The sequence below is a fragment of the Hoeflea sp. EC-HK425 genome (genome assembly GCF_902498795.1).
Taxonomy (GTDB): Bacteria; Pseudomonadota; Alphaproteobacteria; order Rhizobiales; family Rhizobiaceae; genus Hoeflea; species Hoeflea alexandrii.
Genome location: NZ_LR701572.1, coordinates 2,390,553 through 2,407,882, shown reverse-complemented (window position 1 = coordinate 2,407,882; position 17,330 = coordinate 2,390,553). Strand labels below are relative to the sequence as shown.

Sequence of the window (17,330 nt, the reverse complement as noted above, 5' to 3'; positions counted from 1 at the left end):
TGTCCGGCCTCTCGCTTTTTCGTGTTCATCTCTCGGCGGTTCTCGCCATCAGGCCCGGCCGGAACCGAACCACCTGTCCTTCATCTCGCGCAGGAAAACGGGACTCATGCCGAACCCTGCCGCGTCCCCGATCACCGCGTCGATGCCGCAGCTCGGGCACAATGCCGTCCATTCGCCTTGCGCGCGGCTTTTGTCCGTCCAGTGCAGCACGGCGCTCGCCGTGAACACGCTCTCGCAGTGGAAGCAGCCGCAGCGCCGGCTCTTTTCGAGCTCCGCGCGATTGTGGACGGAGTGGCTCTGGGCCCGTTCGAGTTCCTGCCTGTTCATCATTCCCCGCGCGGAAACCGTTGTGATTCTTCGAGGATGTTGAGGTCCATGTGGTTGCGCATGTAGCGCTCCGAGGCCTTCTGCAGCGGCTGGAAATCCCACGGGTAGTAGTTGCCGTTCCTCAGCGCCTCGTAGACCACCCAGCGCCGCGCCTGGCTCTGCCGCACCTCGGCGTCATAGGCAGCCATGTCCCAGCGGGCCCGGACCTGGGCCATGTAGTTGGCCACCCGCTTGGCGTGGGCCGGATCATTGGCGAGATTGGTGAGTTCTTCGGGATCCGCGTCGAGATCGAACAGTTGCGGCGCATCCAGCTCGCAGTGAATGAACTTGTACTGTCCCTCGCGGATCGCCACCAATGGCGCCTCGGAACCTTCCGCCGCATATTCCATCAGCACCGGAGAGGTGCGCGTCTCGCCCTCCATGGCCGGGACCAGGCTTTCGCCATCGGTCCAGGGCGCGACCTCCTCGAGCGACACGCCGGCAAGCGCTGCTAAGGTCGGCGTGATGTCGAGATTGGAGGTCGGCTCGGCTACCTGCCGGCTTGGCGCACCTGGCACCGCAATCATCAGCGGCACCCGCGCCGAGCCTTCGAAGAAGCTCATCTTGAACCACATGCCGCGTTCGCCCAGCATGTCGCCATGGTCGGAGCAGAATACCACGATGGTGCTGTCCGCCATCCGCGTGGCTTCCAGTGTCGCCAGAATCCCGCCGATCTTGTCATCGAGATAGGAGATGTTGGCGAAATAGGCCTGCCGCGAGCGCCGCACATTGTCTTCGGTGATGTCGAAATTTTCGGAATCGTTTGCCTTGTAGAGCCGCTGCGAATGCTGGTCCATCTGCTCATAGGGGATCGGCGGCACCCGCGGTTCGAGCTCGGCACAATCCTCGTAGAGATCCCAGTACTGCTTGCGCGCCACATAGGGGTCATGCGGATGGGTGAACGACACCGTCAGCGCCCAGGGGCGGGCCTCGGCACTGTCGCTGGTCCGCGACAGCTGGTGCAGCTTCTGTGTGGCGAAGAACGCCACCTCGTCGTCATACTCCATCTGGTTCGATGTCTCGGCCACACCTGCGCCGGTGACGGACCCGAGATTGTGGTACCACCAGTCGATCCGCTCGCCGGGCTTGCGGTAATCCGGCGTCCAGCCGAAATCGGCCGGGTAGATGTCGGTGGTCAGCCGTTCCTCGAAGCCGTGCATCTGGTCGGGTCCGACGAAATGCATCTTGCCCGACAGGCAGGTGTAATAGCCCGCGCGCCTGAGATGATGCGCATAGGTCGGAATGTCGGATGCGAACTCCGCCGCATTGTCATAGACCCGCGTCTGCCGCGGCAACTGTCCCGACATGAACGAGGCCCGCCCCGGCGCGCACAGCGGCGAGGCGGTGTAGTTGTTGGCAAACCTGACCGAGCACGACGCAAGCGCCTTCAGGTTCGGCGCGTGCAGGAAGTCTGCGGGACCGTCGGGAAACAGCGTGCCGTTCAGCTGGTCGACCATCAGGATGAGGATGTTGGGTCTCTTGGCGCCTCTGTCCGTCATACCGTCCTCCCGCGAATTTCGAGCAATTGCGTTTCGATGTGATCCTCTACCAGCGCCACCGCGTCGTGCCGTGCCGGCCCGGTGCCGAGTGCCTTGCGGATGTAGAGCCCGTCGATCATTGCAGCCGCACCCTCTGCGATGCGCTCGGCCTCGTACTGGCCGCAGAGCGGCGCAAGCCCGCTCATCAGGTTGGAATGCAGCCGCCTTGCATAGACTGAAAGCAGCCGGCGAATCTCCGGCGCGCGCTGGGCGTCGACGTAGAACGCCAGCCAGGCAGCAACCACATCCTCGGAGAACTGCTTGTCGGAGAAGCTGACCGCGATGACCGCCGAGACCCGCGCCCTATGGCTCCGCGCGGTCTTCAGGGCTTCCACCGTGTCGCGTCTCAGATCGCGGAGCAGAGCCCGCACCGACGCCGTGATCAGTTGCTCCTTGGAGCCGAAATAATGGTGTGCGAGCGCAGGCGACACGCCGGCGCGGCCGGCGATGTCCGACATCGTCACATCCATCGAGCCGCGCGCGCCGATGGCTTCGATGGCCGCATCCGTCAGCGCCTTGCGGCGAATTGGTTCCATGCCGATCTTGGGCATTTGCATACCTTCCGAGAAATGGATGGTCGAGGCCGGACCCTCGACGGCAGGCCAAGTCTAGTTTTGATTGACTGATCAATCAACCAAAATTTGCCATAGCTTTTGCCTCGACTTGTTCAGGGAAGCGCTATGCCGGGTCGGAAGCAGGTATGTCGGTGTCCTCTGTCACGGCCGGAACCCCGGTGGCGATCAGGGTCTCGCCGACCGGCGCGGGTGTCTCGGCCCGCTCGGGCGCGCGCAGTTCGCGATAACCGATATAGAGCCCGGCGCCGATGATCAGTGCCATCCCGGCAAGCGTGTTGAGCGCGGGAACCTCGCCCCAGAAGAACCAGGCTGCGGTCGCGGCAAACGGCAGGTAGGCATAGTCGAACGGCGCGATCAGGCTGGCATTGGCCACCTGGTAGGCGCGGCTCAGAAGAATGTATCCGGTCATCCCCACTATGCCCAGGAGCGCCAGGTCGGCCATCTGTGCTGCGTCCGGCACAATGAATTCAAGCCGCAGGTGATGGAACTCCGGTCCCATCGGCACCAGCGTGTTGACCAGCCATCCCAGCGGCCAGATCATCAGCCCGGATCCGCCGATGGTCCACAACCCCATCGTCAGGCTGCTTTCGCCGTCGCCCACGCGCCGGGTCAGGATCATCGATGCCGCGTAGGACATGGCGCAGATGAGCGGCAGCAGCGCCACCCACTGGAAGCTGTCCTGGCCGGGCGCCATGGCGATCAGCACCCCGCTGAAGCCCACCACAAGGGCTGCGATCCGATGCACTCCCATGCGCTCGCCCAGGAACAGCGCCGCCAGGATGCCGATGAACAAGGGTGCGGAGAAGAAGATCGTGGAGACTTCTGCGAGCGGCATGAACGGGAAGGCGGCATAGAACATGGCGAAGCCGCCGGTCAGCAGAAACGCCCGCAGCAGGTGTATCGGCCACAGCGGCGTATAGAGACTGTGCTTGCCGCCAAGCCACGTGATCAGCGGCGCCAGCACCAGCACGGCGATGCAGGCGCGAGCAAAGATCAGCATCCACAGGGGTTGCGCCCCGAGCAGGTCCTTGATCAGCAGGTCCTGGCCGACAAAGCACCAGGCGCCGCCAAGCACGCAGGCAATGCCCTCGATCGGGCGCGAGGATTGTGCGGGCGCAAGGGAGGCCACTGCGGTCATTGTGAAATCCCCCGGTTTCATCTCGTCGGCTGCAGGCTGCGAACCAGCGGACCGCGCGGCGTGAACTCGACTGGGCAGCCTGAAAACCATGGCCGATTTTTCGATGTCGCGCGCGCCATTCCGCGACATCGAGGCCGAAAAATGCCGGACGCGCCGGGGCCGCCACCCGGGCCATTTCCAGCGCATGCACCAAACCGGCCCGACAGGCCGGCCCGACACGCCGGACGGCGAGGCGACGGCGACGATTTCCCGCACTCCCGGCCACGCGCAGGGTCGCTCTATTAATGCTGACATAAACTGTCATCAAGACAGTGCTAGTCGGGCCTCGGAATCATCAACCGGACAGGAGATCCGAAATGCTGACGCTCTACCACTCGCCCCAAACCCGCTCATCCCGCATCATCCGCCTGCTCATCGAGCTTGGCGTGCTTGATCAGGTCGATGTCCGCATCGTCACAGTCACGCGCCAAGACGGATCGGGCGGTGCCGATCCATCCAATCCGCATCCGGAAGGCAAGGTGCCGCTGCTGGTGCACGACGGGGTCGAGCTATGGGAATCAAACGCCATCATTATCTACCTGACCGACCTTTTTGCTGAAAAGGGGCTTGGCCGGAGCATTGGTGACAAGGACCGCGGCACCTATCTGAGTTGGCTTGCCTGGTATGGAAATATCGTCGAGCCGGTGTTGGTCTTCACCGCCGCCGGGCTGAACCATCGCTATCTCGATGCCACATTCCGTGGAGCGCCGGAGGTGGCGGCGCGGCTCAGCGCCCAGCTCGAAAAGACGCCCTATCTGATGGGCTCGGATTTTTCCGCGGCCGACCTGCTTGTCGTCTCGCCCTACACCTGGATGCCGCAAGCCACGCCGGATGTGCAGGTTGTCCGGGACTGGATCGAGCGCTGCGAGAGCCGTCCCTCGGCCAGGCAGACCATGGAGTTCGACAGGGCGCACATGCCCGGATAACCGGATAGTGCGCTGACGGCATCTCATCCCCGCGACCGGCGCGAACAGCCCGGTCGCGGGGTGAAATCCGTTCTCCCCTTTACAAAGCCGCCCGCGGGATCAAAATGCGCGCCAGCACAGACAAGATTCCCGGGAGAGTAGATCATGAGCGCCTGTATCATCGGCTGGGCCCATACGCCCTTTGGCAAACACAGCGACGAGACTGTCGAAAGCCTGGTCACAAGGGTGGCGCGAGAAGCGGTCGAGCATGCCGGGCTCGAAGCCGGAGACATCGACGAAATTTATCTCGGTCATTTCAACGCAGGCTTTTCCGCGCAGGATTTCACTGCAAGCCTGGTGCTTCAGGCCGACGATGATTTCCGCTTCAAGCCTGCCACCCGGGTCGAGAATGCCTGCGCCACCGGTTCGGCCGCCGTCCACCAGGGCATCAAGGCGATCCGCGCCGGCGCTGCGAAGCGGGTACTGGTCGTCGGCGTCGAGCAGATGACCACGACGCCCGGCCCGCAGGTCGGCGCCAATCTGCTCCGCGCCTCCTATCTGCCGGAGGATGGCGACACGCCGGCGGGCTTCGCCGGCGTCTTCGGCAAGATCGCCGATGGCTATTTCCAGAAATATGGCGACCAGTCCGACGGGCTTGCGGCGATCGCCGCCAAGAACCACAAGAACGGCGTCGACAACCCTTGGGCGCAGATGCGCAAGGATCTGGGCTACGAGTTCTGCCGCGCCGAGAGCGACAAGAACCCTTACGTCGCGGGCCCCTTGAAGCGCACCGACTGCTCGCTTGTCTCCGACGGCGCCGCGGCCATCGTGCTCGCCGATGTCACCACCGCCATGCAGGCGCCGCGCGCCGTGCTGTTCCGCGCCGCCGAGCATGTGCAGGATTTCCTGCCGATGTCCAAGCGCGACATTCTGGCCTTCGAGGGCTGCGCGCTCGGCTGGAAGCGGGCCTTCGCCAATTCCAAGACCGCGCTCGACGATCTTTCCTTTGTCGAGACCCACGACTGCTTCACCATCGCCGAACTGATCGAATATGAAGCCATGGGGCTCGCCAAGCCGGGGCAGGGCGGCGACGTCGCGATGAGCGGCGCTACGCAGAAGGACGGCCGTCTGCCGGTCAACCCCTCCGGCGGTCTCAAGGCCAAGGGCCATCCCATCGGCGCCACCGGCGTCTCCATGCACGTGCTTTCGGCGATGCAGCTGACCGGCGAGGCCGGCGGCATCCAGGTCAAGAATGCCGAACTCGGCGGCATCTTCAACATGGGCGGTGCGGCGGTGGCGAACTACGTCTCCATCCTCGAGCGCATCCGGTGACCTCTAGCGCCACCGGTCACGTCGTCGTCACCGGTGGCGCATCCGGCATCGGCGAGGTCACAGTGCTGGCACTAATCGATGAAGGCGTTGCCGTCACCATCCTCGATGCGAACGAGGAGGCTGTGGCGCGCCTGGAAGACCGGCTGGCGGGCGAGGATGTGCAGGCACTCACCTGCGATGTCACCGACGAGGAGGAGGTGGCCGACTGCCTTTCGCAGGCCGTCGACGCCTTCGGGCCGGTCACGGGCCTCGTCAATTGCGCCGGCATTGCCCGCGACATCCCGGCCGAGAAGACCAGCGCCGAGATCTTCCGCCAGATCCTCGACGTCAATCTCACCGGCAGCTTCATCACCTGCCGGGCTTGTCTCGACCAGATGGGCGACACGCTGTCGATCGTCAATTTGTCCTCGGCGTCGGGAATCCGCGCCAATGCGGGCAGGGTGGCCTACGGCGCCTCCAAGGCCGGCGTCATCCTGATGAGCCAGGTGCTCGCCAGCGAGTGGGGCGCCTCGGGCGTCCGCGTAAACGTGGTCGCGCCCGGACCGGTCGACACGCCGCTGATCTCGAACCTCCACACCATCGACGACCGCAAGCGCTGGACCGCCCAGATCCCGCTGCACCGCTACGGCCGCCCGGACGAAATCGCCGACGCCATCCTGTTCCTGCTGTCGCCGCAAGCCAGCTACATCAACGGCCATGTTCTGACAATCGACGGCGGGTTCAGCTCTACGGGGATCCTGGCGGGGCGGTGAGGCATGTAAGTCAAGACGTTAGGAGAGAATCCAAGTATAAATAAAAAGCGGCTCGAGAGTGAATTAGTTATGGCTGATAAGTCAGGCAAATTGCATGATGTTTTTACGAAACATTTGGAAAAAATATGTCGCCACCCTCACGATTTGAAATTCGACAAGAACTGAAAAAGCTTAACCGATTGGACCCGGAGCGCGCCTTATATTCGGCAATAAATTCAACTTATATAAAAATCATGCACGGACTCGTCACTGTCGTGGGGATGGCAGGTGGGGGAGAGCTTTTTTATCGAGTGCGTCGAACTAAAGGCTCAAAGCCAACGCTGGTGTCTGAGCTACAGGCACCTCCTGAGAAATTTGTGACTGGTTATCAAAGATGCAACCCACCCGGAACTCCGATGTTTTATGCCGCGTCAAGGCGCATAGGGGCGCTTGTCGAGGCACGCGTTGAACCCGGAGAGATCGTCTATTTAAGCGAATGGATAGGGCGCAACCGGATACCGGTAAATAGGATATTCGAGAATGAAGAAAATCAAATAGTTCCATTCGTCGAAATGTCCACAATTCATGGGCCAAACCAAGATATCATTCTAGCTCATCTGGATACTATGTTTACCAAGCGCATACACTCCACGTTTGGAGACGATTACAAATTTACAGCAGCAATAGCTCAACAGCTAACAACAAAGTTCCCGGAAAACGAAGAGCATGATGTTCATGAAGACGGGTATGTTGCATTAAAATACCCTTCTGTCTTGAATCGAGAGAACATCCATAACACCGCCATGCATGCGAGCTTCGCTTCGGAGCGACTCGAACTGTTGCATGTAATGGAGTTGCGCGTAAATTCTAATGATGAAGATGATTTTTCAATCGAAGTAATAGATACTGCCGTAAATATTTTGGGAGACAAATTTGAATGGACAGGCAATCCCAAGCTTATTCCAGAGATGTTGGATAAAAAACGTAGCGTCCCATTTATTTTTAATGGAAATAAATGGAGCAGGAGGTTGTTTCAGGGGGATGTAACAATGGAATATATTAATAACTTAATGAAGGAGTGAATTTTATTATTTATGTGTTGCAATGTATTTCTTGAAATTATTTACTGCGTGAGCCAATATGCAGTTGAAATGAACGCGCATTCAACACATTGAGACCATCTTATTTCGGCGGAAGATCTTACCCCCGCCGCCCGATCGAAACCCCGGCCGCCGTCGCCCCGATCACCAGCGCCATGCCGGCCCATTGCGCCGGGCTGAACCATTCGCCGAGTGCCACCGCGCCGATGGCAGTGGCCACCACCGGGCTGGCAAGCGAAAGATAGGTGGCGCTTGAGCCGATCCGGCCGATGCCGCGGGTCCAGACGAAATAGGCAAACGCGGTGCCGAGCAGCATCAGCCAGCCATAGCCGAGCATTTCGCTCAGCCCCGGCGCTGGCGGCAGGCCCTCGATCACCAGCGCCACCGGCAAGAGCATAGCGCCGCCGAAGATCAGTTGCCAGGTGGTGGTCTCGAGCGGCGTCCCCATCCGCCCCCAGCGGTCGATCAGCACGGTGCCGATCGCCATCGACAGCGCCCCGCCGATCGCCGCCGCGACACCGATCGGGTCGGGGCGGGCCTCCGGCGACAGCACCAGAAGGCCGACCCCGATCACGCCGGCGACACCGGCCAGCAGCTGGACCCGGTTCGGCGCGCGGCGGATCAGAAATGCGGAGATCAGCACCACCACCAGCGGCTGGATCGCGCCCAGCGTCGCCGCCAGCCCGCCCGGCATCCGCGATGCGGCGACGAACAGCAGCGCGAAGAACAGGCCGATATTGGTGAAACCGATCGCCGCATGGCGCTTGAGCGCCGCCACCGGCGGAATGCGCGGGTTGAGCATCAGCAGGATCAACCCCGCCGGCAGCGCCCGCATCGCACCGACGAGCAGCGGATGGCTGACCGGCAGCGTTTCGGTAAACACCGCATAGGTGGTACCCCAGAGCATCGGCCCCAGTAGGGTGATCAGGATGGTGCGCAGCATGGGGGCTCGGGTGGTTGGACAGGGTGCCGGAGAGCTTAGCGCCGATCAAGTTCAATTGGAAACATTTGAACGACGAAGCATCGTGACCCAGGCACGGCTAACCTCGCGCGACGTCGGACAATGAGGCGGTATTTTCAGTGTTTTGCGGTGGGGTCGGAGGCCATGCAGGCTGACGCGGAACTGTTATTAGATTCCTGCCCACAGGATGCAGCCGAGCAAGCCGACAACAAAACAGACCGGCAAGACAGCCGGGGAGCTCAGCCATCGCCAGTAAGACTGCCGTCCCAGCAAGACCAGAAAGCTGGCGGTTATTCCGGCCGCCGCACCCAGGCCCAGAAAAAGAGTTATGGCCGCCCCTAAAAACACGCCAGCGCCATCGGCTCTGGAAATGTCTTGATATTGCAGCACGGCAACAAAAACTGCGACGACGGTTGCCCAAAACAGCGGTCTCCAATGCCACAGGAACCCAAATAGCACGAAGCCGATCACGTATGGGGGCACAACAATGAAGAACAGCATTGATCGCTCGGACAGTTGCAAAAGCCAAACTCATTCCATCATGTGTGGCTGGGTCAAGCCATTTGCAATTTTTCCGGGTGCAATCCTTCACGGGCGCTTAACAGATAGAGTCCCTTCAGCTACGAATTGGTTGTCGCACTGAAGCAGCGATAAAAGCGCTGCCGCACCAGTTCGCAAGTGCACCTGGCGAAGCCAATGCAGTTGCTTTCTTGTATTTTGTGCAGATAGGCAAGGCCCGACCAGGGGGTTCCATTTGCCAGGTCGGTATGGTCTCATCTCATGCATGGATTTCGAAGATACTGGATAGATGCAGTCGCGGTATGCGCCATTCTGGCGGTATTCGCCTACTATGCTCAGAGGCCCTATTCCTGGCTCCTGGAGCATGAATGTGCCGATACCGGCACCGTGATCGCCGATGAAGTCTTTGTCAAAAACGGTTTCGAGTTGGTGGCGAGCTATTGGGTGAAGCTGTCGCCACGGACAGGTTATACCAATACCTATGAAGACCTTCTTGCCCAGTATCCGGACTGTTGCACGATCTATGAAGGCCCTCCGGCAGATTATATGCAATCACCATCCTGGTGGCAGACTGTGACCAACCAATATGCAAAGGCTGTCTTGGTGATATTGGATATCAAATCCAGGGAAGGAGCCGATTATCGGACTATGGAGTTTTCCCGACTGGTAACCTTCGATGCCTGCGGAAACAATGTTCCGAACTGAGCGTCGCAAGCCACGGCCTTTCAAACACAGCCAACCCTGTTCCTGGAGTTGGCAATTGCAAGGAAAATGATGGGAGGTCTTGCCGGGCTTCAGCCGTTTCCATGTATTTGGACATTCCGCTCGCAGACAACCCGTCTCACCCCTTCGATCCCGGCCGCAGGCCCTCGGTGAGGAGCGCCGCTACCTTCGCCGACGCCTCGGCCTTTGTGACCTGGCCGTCACCATTTAAATCCAGCCCCCGGTTGAGCTTGTAGGCTTTCGATCCTTTTCGAAAGAGCACGTAGCCGGGTTCCTTGTCGACGGCGCGCGGATAGAGCACCGCCATGTAGGCGCTCGGCAGATCCTTCATCCGGCCCGCATAGGGGGCGAGATAGGCTTCCACGGAATCGAGCTGGTCGATGGCGCTCATCCGGGACAGGGCCGCCGTGCTGGTTCCAAGCGACCTGGCCGTTGCCGGCATGAACTGGATCAGTCCCGTAGCGCCCGAGCCTGCCCGGTTGGTCTCGGAAGGGTCAAATGTGCGGCCGGTCTCGAACGCCATGATTGCCATCAGGTGGTTCGGGTCCATCGCGAGCCTGCCGGCGACGGCTATCACCTTGCGCCTGAAGGCGGACGAAACATGCGCGCCCCAGGCGACGGCTGCATCCTTATCGCCGGGTGCGCGCGGGCGCGATCCGGAATCCGGTTGCGGTTTGAGGCCGGGCGAGGGCGGTTGGTCGGGCGCCAGCCGCAGCCTGAGCCAGGAGAACAGGCTATCGAGAAATGGGATGCGGGGCATGCGGGTCTCCCGTCTGCGATGTCAGGTGAACGATGCGGACAAGTCTGGGCCAGCGCCTGCGAGTGTGGATGAACTTGCCGGCTGCCCGGTTGGCGCGCTTTGGCGCCGCAAGGTGCGGGGCTCAAGGAGCCGCGTGGCAGGCGGTCGGCAAAACCGGAGCCGGTTCAGAGCCTTGGGGAGATGCAAGCCGGCGCGTCGGATGTCGTGCAAGGCGGCGGCGGGCCGTCTCCGGGCAGGGTGAACGGGGCAAAGCTGTCAGCGCTTTTATCCCCGCCTCTTGCCCGAAGCTGCGGCTTCTGCGATCACACGCGCATGAAAGCGTCCGCTCATACGGGCGCCACCACGCAACCACCGCCAGGAAATCAAGCCATGCAGAACCCCGTCCTTGTCGAAGTCACCCGCGGAGAGATCGTCGAAAGCCGTCATCGCGGCATGGCCGTGGTGGTGGATGGCGACGGCGCGGTGGTGATGAGCCTCGGCGACGTCGAAACCCCGGTGTTCCCGCGCTCGGCGGTCAAGTCGATGCAGGCGCTGCCGCTCATTGAGACCGGCGCCGCGGACCGCTACGGCTTTGGCAACAAGGAACTGGCGCTGGCCTGCGCCTCGCATTCGGGCGAGCCCGGTCACATGCAGCTGGCCGGTGAAATGGTTGGCCGCGCCGGATTGGGTGAAGCCGATTTCGAATGCGGCTGCCACTGGAGCTCGGAACAGAAGGTGCTGATCGCCCAGGCCCGCGCCGGCGACAAGCCCAACCAGCTCGGCAACAATTGCTCCGGCAAGCATGCCGGTTTCCTCTGCCTCGCCTGCCATGCCGGCGTCGATCACCACGGCTATGTCGGCTATGACCACTTCGTCCAGGCCTCGGTCCGCGATGTCATGTCAGATCTGACCGGCACCGCGCTCGGCCATGACAATTGCGGCACCGACGGCTGCTCGATCCCCACCTACGCGGCGCCGCTCAGGAACATCGCCCACGGTTTTGCCCGCATGGCATCTGGCGCGGGCCTCGGGCCCGAGCGCGCGAAAGCAGCCGAGCGGCTGATGTCAGCCTGCATGGCCGAGCCGTGGCACGTGGCGGGCACGGGTCGCGCCTGCACCGCCCTGATGCAAATCGCCCCGGGCCGGATCTTCGCCAAGACCGGTGCCGAGGGCGTCTTCTGCGCGACTGTTCCAGAGAAGGGCTACGGCATCGCGCTCAAATGCGAGGACGGCTCCACCCGCGGCGCCGAGGCAATGATCGGCGCGGTCCTGGCAAAGCTTTTTGCAGATGACGAGGAATTCTCTTCCCGGCTTGGCGACTGGTCGCGCAAGACGTTGAAGAACTGGAACGGCATCGAAGTCGGTCGCATCCGCCCCGTAGGCGAACTGGCCTGAGCTTCAGCCCGCGGACTGCGCCGGCTGGTAGATCGGCTTGGCACGGTCGGGCTCGGCGCGGCGGATGCTGCCCGGCGGTTTGCCGAAGACCCGTTTGAACGCCCGGCAGAACGCGGCTTCCGACTGGTATCCAAGATCCATCGAGATTGCCGCCAGACCGTCGCCGGTGTCGATCAGCCGGGCGCGGGCCACCCGCATCCTCCATTCGGTCAGGTAGCGAAGCGGCGTCTGGCCGACCAGATTGGCAAAACGCGCCGCAAAGGCCGAACGTGACATGCCGACTTCAAGCGCCAGCGTGTCGACGCTCCAGTCCTCGCCGGGGCGGCGGTGCATCAGCGCCAGGGCCTTTCCGATCTGTGGATCGCGCAGCGCCGCCAGCCAGCCGGTCTCTGTGGTGGGCGCGGTTTCGAGCCAGGACCGGATCGCCTGGATCACCACCACGTCCGACAGCCGGGTGATCACCGTTTCGCCGCCCGGTTTCAGCGACGCCGCCTCGCTTGCGATAAAGCGCAGCGTGCTTTGCAGCCATCCGCCGGTCTGGTCGTCCCAAGCGTCGATATTGATGATCTGCGGCAACAGTCCGAGCAGGTGCTCGGCGGCGACATCATCAAACCGCACCACGCCATACATGGTCCGGGTCATCGCGCCACCGCCGCCGTGGCGCATGACCTCGTAACGCTCGCTCACCTTTTCCACCGGCAGTTCGAACAGCGGCTCGCCTGCCATGTCCGGTGCGCTCGAGATTACGTGGGGCGTGCCGTGCGGGATCAACGCCAGGCTGCCCTGCTGCAGGAGGCGCGGCTCGGCGCCTTCCAGTTGCAGCCAGCAGGCGCCGGACGTCACCACCATGAAGATCATCACGCCCTCCAGCCGCGGAATGGCAATCGCCCAGGGCGTGGTCAGCTCGCCGCGGCAATAGAGCGTGCCCGTCAGCCGCAGCATGTGCAGCGTTTCGGCAAGAGGGTCGGATGTGAGGGGAATGCTCGGATCAGGTTTTGACATCAGAATGGGATAGCGGTGTTTTTGCGGATTGTCCATGAGTGTGGACGATCTGCATACCAATAGAGCTTTTCAATCATTGTTCATCCAAAATTCGAGGCGTAGGTCTAGCGCATCATCAATCGAACGCAAGGAGCTTCTCATGAACACCGCACCCATTCTCGTCATCGGATCCACCGGCAAGACCGGCAACCGCATCGTCAGGTCGCTGACCGAAAAGGGTTTTTCCGTCCGCGAAGGATCGCGCAACTCGGCCATCCCGTTCGACTGGGAGAAGCCTGAAACTTGGGCAGCAGCACTCGCCGGCGTCAAAGCGGCCTACGTCTCCTATTTCCCCGATCTCGCCTTCCCTGGCGCTGCCGCAAAGATCGAGGCTTTGACCAAAGCTGCCAAGGCAGCCGGTGTCCGCAAGCTGGTCCTGCTGTCGGGCAGGGGAGAGGCGCATGCCCGCCATTGCGAGGAGATCGTACGCAATTGCGGGCTTGATTTCACGCTGGTCCGCGCCGCCTGGTTCGCCCAGAATTTTTCCGAAGGCTATCTTCAGGCGCCCGTTCTCGACGGTGTGGTGGCGCTTCCGGCCGGTGACATCAAGGAGCCGATCGCCGATGTCGACGATATCGCCGATGTTGCCGTCGCGGCGCTGACCGATGACCGCCACAATGGCGAACTCTACGAGATTACCGGCCCGCGTCTGCTGACATTCGCCGAGGCTGCCGCAGAAATTTCTTCCGCCGCCGGAATTCCTGTCCAGTACATGCCGATCACGCTGGAACAGTTCCATGCCGGCATGCTCGACATCGGCGGTCCGCTGATCGCCGATGTCTTCACCGAGATCTGTCGCGAGACCCTCGACGGCCACAACGCCTATCTCACCGACGGCGTCCAGCGGGCTCTCGGCCGCGCCCCGCGCGACTTCGCGGACTTCTGCAGCAATGCCGCGGCAGGCGGTGCCTGGAAGAAGGCCGCCTGACCTGGCTTTCCGTCTCAAACAGGAGTGATCCCATGAATACCTCTCTGCTTCAAAAGGCCGTACTTCTCGTGGCTGGCATCACGGCGGTCTACATCGGCGGATCGGTCATCATTTCCCCGGATGCGTTCTACGCGGCCTACGGCATTTCCCTGCACGGCGATGTCAGCCTCGCAAACGAGCTCAGGGCGATGGGCGGCGGCGTATTGATGCTCGGCCTGCTGATCCTCTCGGGGCTGGTGATCTCGCGCTTCGCATTGGCGTCGACCGTGCTGGCCGGGGCCATGTTTGTCGCCTATGGCGCAACCCGGTTCTTGAGCCTTGGTCTCGACGGCCAGCCCGATGCCGGTCTTGTCACGGCGATGATCGCCGAGCTTGTGATCGGGTTCGCAAGCGTGGCGGCGCTGATCGCGGCACGCAGAACGGCCTGATCCCAGGATCTGTCGGGCGGCTGCCAGACGGCGGCCGCCTCCAATTCCCAAACCCTCCAGGCACGGCGCCTGGCAACCGAAAGAAAAGACAATGTCCCTCTGGTTCCTTCTTCTTTGTGCACTCACGCTGATGGCCTATGCAGGCATCGGCGGCATCTTCCTCGCGTTCTCCGATTTCATCATGCGCTCCTTCGACCTGGTCAGAAACCAGGCCGGCATCGAGACCATGCAGGTACTCAATGTCGAGATCATGCGATCGATCTTCATGGTTCTGTTCATGGGCCTGGTCATCCTCTCGCTCGTCATCATGATCTATGCAGCGCTCAATCTCGACGGCACCGTTCGCAGCCTGCTGCTGCTTGCAGGTATCTCCTACGTCATCGGCGTCTTTGCCGTGACCGCTGCCGGCAATGTGCCGCTCAACAACCAGCTTGCGGCCCTTGCGCCGGCCACATCGCAGGCCCTGGTTTTCTGGAAAGAGGCTTACATGACCCGCTGGGTCGCTCTCAACAGCTTGAGGACGCTGGCCTGTTTCCTGGCGTCGGGGTTGACCCTGGCCGCGCTCATCGTCCGGTAAACATCATGGCTCAGGCGGTTTTCGCGCCGCCTTGCCTTGATCGGCCCCGGCGCGGGCTCTATGTCGGGTTACCGGCCGCTTCCGGGCTGATCCTTCCCGCACATGGAGTTCTCCTTGTCCGCCTCTAAATTGTCTGCCTTCAAAAACCTGCCTGTTGCCCCGATCGCTGCCAAGCGACCCGTAACCGACACTCGTCACGGTATTGCGCGCTCTGATGATTACGCCTGGATGCGCGATGACAACTGGCAGGCGATGTTCAAGGATCCTTCCATCCTCGATCCGGCGATCCGCACCCATCTGGAGGCGGAGAACTTCTACCAGCAGGCGGCGATGGCGGACACCGAGGCGCTGCAGAAGACACTGTTTGCCGAAATGCGCGGCCGCATCAAGGAAGATGACAGTTCGGTGCCGTCGCCCGATGGCGCCTGGCTCTACGGGGTGCGCTATGTCACCGGTGGCGAGCAGCCGAAATATTTCCGCATTCCGCGCGGCGGCGGCGATGAGCAGATCACGCTTGATGGTGACCGGGAAGCCCATGGCAAACCCTATTTTCGTCTGGCCGGAACCGGTCATTCGCCCGATCACCAGGCGATGATCTGGGGGTATGACGACAAAGGTTCTGAATTCTTCACCCTCAAGGTCCGAGATCTCGCAACCGGCGAGGATTCGTCCGACCTGATCGAGAACACCGGTGGCGGTGCCGCCTGGGCGGCCGATTGCAAGGGGTTCTTCTACACCGCAGTGGACGACAACCACCGGCCCAGCAAAATCTTCTACCATCGCCTCGCGACACCCCAGAGCGAGGATGTCCTGGTACACGAGGAGACCGACACCGGCTTCTTCATGGGGGTCTCCGGCTCCCGGCTCGATGATTTCATCATGATCGGCATCAATGATCATGAGACCTCGGAATGCTGGGTCATGCCGGCCGATGATCCGCAGGCCAAACCGCAGCTGGTGGCGGCCCGCAAGACCGGCATCGAATACTCGCTCAGCGAAGGCGGCGATGTTTTCTTCATCCTCACCAATGCCGGCGGCGCCAAGGACTTCAAGATTATGCAGACCCCGGTCGGATCTCCCGGGCCTGAAAACTGGAGCGAGGTCGTCCCCCACAAGTCCGGCCGGCTGATCCTCTCGGTCAGTGCCTACCGCAATCACCTTGTCTGGATGGAGCGGGAGAATGGCCTGCCGCGCATCGTCATCCGCGACCGCTTGAGCGGCGAGGAACACGCCATTGCCTTCGACGAGGAAGCCTATTCGCTCGGCTTCCAGGGTTCGATGGAATACGACACCGACACCGTCCGGTTCAGCTATTCCTCAATGACGACACCCTCGGAACTCTACGATTACAACATGACCACCCGCGAGCGCACACTTCTCAAGCGTGACGAGGTGCCTTCGGGCCACAATCCGGGCGATTACGTCACCCGCCGAGTCATGGCACCTGCCGATGACGGCGAACTTGTGCCGGTCACGCTTCTCTACCGCCAGGACACGAAGCTCGACGGCACCGCGCCGTGCCTGCTCTACGGTTACGGATCCTACGGGATTTCGATCCCCGCCAGCTTCAACACCAACTGTCTCTCCCTGGTTGACCGCGGCTTTGTCTACGCCATCGCCCACATTCGCGGTGGCAAGGAGAAGGGCTTTTCCTGGTATGAGGAAGGCAAGCGCGGCAAGAAGATCAACACCTTCACCGATTTCATTGCCGCGGCTCGCTATCTCGACAGGGAGAGCTTCACCTCACATGACCGAATTGTCGCCCAAGGCGGTTCCGCCGGCGGCATGCTCATGGGTGCAGTGGCCAACATGGCGCCTGAAGCTTTCGGCGCGATCATCGCTGCCGTGCCGTTCGTTGATGTGCTCAACACCATGCTCGACGACACGCTGCCGCTGACGCCGCCGGAATGGCCGGAATGGGGCAACCCGGTTGCCTCCGTGGAGGATTACCGGACGATTGCGGCCTACTCGCCCTACGATAATGTGAGCGCACAGGCCTATCCGCCGGTGCTGGCGGTGGCCGGCCTGACCGATCCCCGCGTGACCTACTGGGAACCCGCCAAATGGGTCGCCCGCCTGCGCCAGATGTCGACCAGCGGAAATCCGGTTCTCTTCAAGATCAATATGGCCGCCGGTCACGCCGGTGCCTCTGGGCGCTTCCAGCGGCTTGAAGAGATTGCCTATGAATATGCCTTCGCGCTCAAGGTTGTCGGCAAGGTTTGAGACGGAGAATCGAAGCAAAAGGCGCGGCAAAGAATGTATTGCCGCGCTTGAGTGAAATATCAAAATATATGA

General features: G+C 61.7%; 18 protein-coding genes. 10 read left to right on the top strand and 8 right to left on the bottom strand.

Annotated features, from left to right (window positions below):
* Positions 1-48: 48 nt before the first annotated feature.
* The 4 genes from SPHINGO391_RS14470 to SPHINGO391_RS14455 form a co-directional block, all read right to left on the bottom strand.
* Positions 49-330: a cytoplasmic protein gene (locus SPHINGO391_RS14470; protein ID WP_244615198.1), complete on the bottom strand. Its 282-nt coding sequence runs from the start codon at positions 328-330 to the stop codon at positions 49-51.
* A complete protein-coding gene (gene betC / locus SPHINGO391_RS14465; protein WP_152009490.1) occupies positions 327-1,865 on the bottom strand; it encodes a choline-sulfatase in 1,539 nt (512 codons plus the stop codon). Before betC ends, SPHINGO391_RS14470 begins: the two co-directional genes overlap by 4 nt.
* Positions 1,862-2,455, bottom strand: coding sequence for a transcriptional regulator BetI (betI, locus tag SPHINGO391_RS14460; protein WP_152009489.1), 594 nt, complete (start codon positions 2,453-2,455; stop codon positions 1,862-1,864). The genes betC and betI overlap by 4 nt, the downstream gene beginning before the upstream one ends.
* 127 nt (positions 2,456-2,582) lie before the next feature.
* Positions 2,583-3,617, bottom strand: a complete 1,035-nt coding sequence (locus SPHINGO391_RS14455; protein WP_152009488.1) for a DMT family transporter — start codon at positions 3,615-3,617, stop codon at positions 2,583-2,585.
* A gap of 356 nt (positions 3,618-3,973) precedes the next feature.
* Between SPHINGO391_RS14455 and SPHINGO391_RS14450 the strand changes: the two genes are divergently transcribed.
* The 4 genes from SPHINGO391_RS14450 to SPHINGO391_RS14435 all read left to right on the top strand — a co-directional run bounded on the left by SPHINGO391_RS14450 (position 3,974) and on the right by SPHINGO391_RS14435 (position 7,706).
* The gene (locus tag SPHINGO391_RS14450) at positions 3,974-4,582 is read left to right on the top strand and encodes a glutathione S-transferase family protein (RefSeq protein ID WP_152009487.1); all 609 of its coding nucleotides are present in this window, start codon (positions 3,974-3,976) and stop codon (positions 4,580-4,582) included.
* A gap of 144 nt (positions 4,583-4,726) precedes the next feature.
* Entirely contained in the window at positions 4,727-5,893 is a 1,167-nt protein-coding gene (locus tag SPHINGO391_RS14445; protein ID WP_152009486.1) for an acetyl-CoA acetyltransferase, read from the top strand.
* Positions 5,890-6,645 (top strand): SDR family NAD(P)-dependent oxidoreductase, encoded by a 756-nt coding sequence (locus tag SPHINGO391_RS14440; protein ID WP_152009485.1) that lies wholly within the window; start codon positions 5,890-5,892, stop codon positions 6,643-6,645. Before SPHINGO391_RS14445 ends, SPHINGO391_RS14440 begins: the two co-directional genes overlap by 4 nt.
* A gap of 125 nt (positions 6,646-6,770) precedes the next feature.
* Entirely contained in the window at positions 6,771-7,706 is a 936-nt protein-coding gene (locus SPHINGO391_RS14435) for an RES family NAD+ phosphorylase (protein WP_152009484.1), read from the top strand.
* Between the two features lie 118 nt (positions 7,707-7,824).
* Here the strand turns inward: SPHINGO391_RS14435 and SPHINGO391_RS14430 are convergent, their stop codons facing one another.
* On the bottom strand, positions 7,825-8,667 hold the full coding sequence (locus tag SPHINGO391_RS14430; RefSeq protein WP_152009483.1) for an EamA family transporter: 843 nt from the start codon (positions 8,665-8,667) through the stop codon (positions 7,825-7,827).
* A gap of 186 nt (positions 8,668-8,853) precedes the next feature.
* Positions 8,854-9,186 carry a hypothetical protein gene (locus SPHINGO391_RS14425; RefSeq protein ID WP_152009482.1) on the bottom strand — a complete coding sequence of 111 codons (333 nt, stop codon included), beginning with the start codon at positions 9,184-9,186 and terminating at the stop codon, positions 8,854-8,856.
* A gap of 279 nt (positions 9,187-9,465) precedes the next feature.
* On the opposite strand from SPHINGO391_RS14425, the gene SPHINGO391_RS14420 reads away from it, so the two are divergent.
* Positions 9,466-9,909 carry a hypothetical protein gene (locus SPHINGO391_RS14420; RefSeq protein ID WP_152009481.1) on the top strand — a complete coding sequence of 148 codons (444 nt, stop codon included), beginning with the start codon at positions 9,466-9,468 and terminating at the stop codon, positions 9,907-9,909.
* A 136-nt stretch (positions 9,910-10,045) separates the two neighbouring features.
* Here the strand turns inward: SPHINGO391_RS14420 and SPHINGO391_RS14415 are convergent, their stop codons facing one another.
* Positions 10,046-10,687, bottom strand: a complete 642-nt coding sequence (locus SPHINGO391_RS14415) for a transglycosylase SLT domain-containing protein (RefSeq protein ID WP_152009480.1) — start codon at positions 10,685-10,687, stop codon at positions 10,046-10,048.
* Positions 10,688-11,056: 369 nt separating this feature from the next.
* Here SPHINGO391_RS14415 and SPHINGO391_RS14410 point away from each other — a divergent pair, with 369 nt between their 5' ends.
* Complete coding sequence (locus SPHINGO391_RS14410; RefSeq protein WP_152009479.1) at positions 11,057-12,061, top strand: asparaginase; 1,005 nt, start codon at positions 11,057-11,059, stop codon at positions 12,059-12,061.
* A 3-nt stretch (positions 12,062-12,064) separates the two neighbouring features.
* Here SPHINGO391_RS14410 and SPHINGO391_RS14405 read toward each other — a convergent pair whose 3' ends face one another.
* Positions 12,065-13,063 (bottom strand): AraC family transcriptional regulator, encoded by a 999-nt coding sequence (locus SPHINGO391_RS14405; RefSeq protein WP_152011569.1) that lies wholly within the window; start codon positions 13,061-13,063, stop codon positions 12,065-12,067.
* 139 nt (positions 13,064-13,202) lie between these two features.
* On the opposite strand from SPHINGO391_RS14405, the gene SPHINGO391_RS14400 reads away from it, so the two are divergent.
* From SPHINGO391_RS14400 to SPHINGO391_RS14385, 4 genes are all read left to right on the top strand, one after another.
* Positions 13,203-14,030 carry an NmrA family NAD(P)-binding protein gene (locus SPHINGO391_RS14400; RefSeq protein WP_152009478.1) on the top strand — a complete coding sequence of 276 codons (828 nt, stop codon included), beginning with the start codon at positions 13,203-13,205 and terminating at the stop codon, positions 14,028-14,030.
* A 32-nt stretch (positions 14,031-14,062) separates the two neighbouring features.
* Complete coding sequence (locus SPHINGO391_RS14395; RefSeq protein WP_152009477.1) at positions 14,063-14,458, top strand: DUF4345 domain-containing protein; 396 nt, start codon at positions 14,063-14,065, stop codon at positions 14,456-14,458.
* Positions 14,459-14,549: 91 nt separating this feature from the next.
* Positions 14,550-15,035, top strand: coding sequence for an anthrone oxygenase family protein (locus tag SPHINGO391_RS14390; RefSeq protein WP_152009476.1), 486 nt, complete (start codon positions 14,550-14,552; stop codon positions 15,033-15,035).
* Positions 15,036-15,164: 129 nt separating this feature from the next.
* Entirely contained in the window at positions 15,165-17,258 is a 2,094-nt protein-coding gene (locus tag SPHINGO391_RS14385) for a S9 family peptidase (RefSeq protein WP_244615425.1), read from the top strand.
* Positions 17,259-17,330 lie beyond the last annotated feature (72 nt).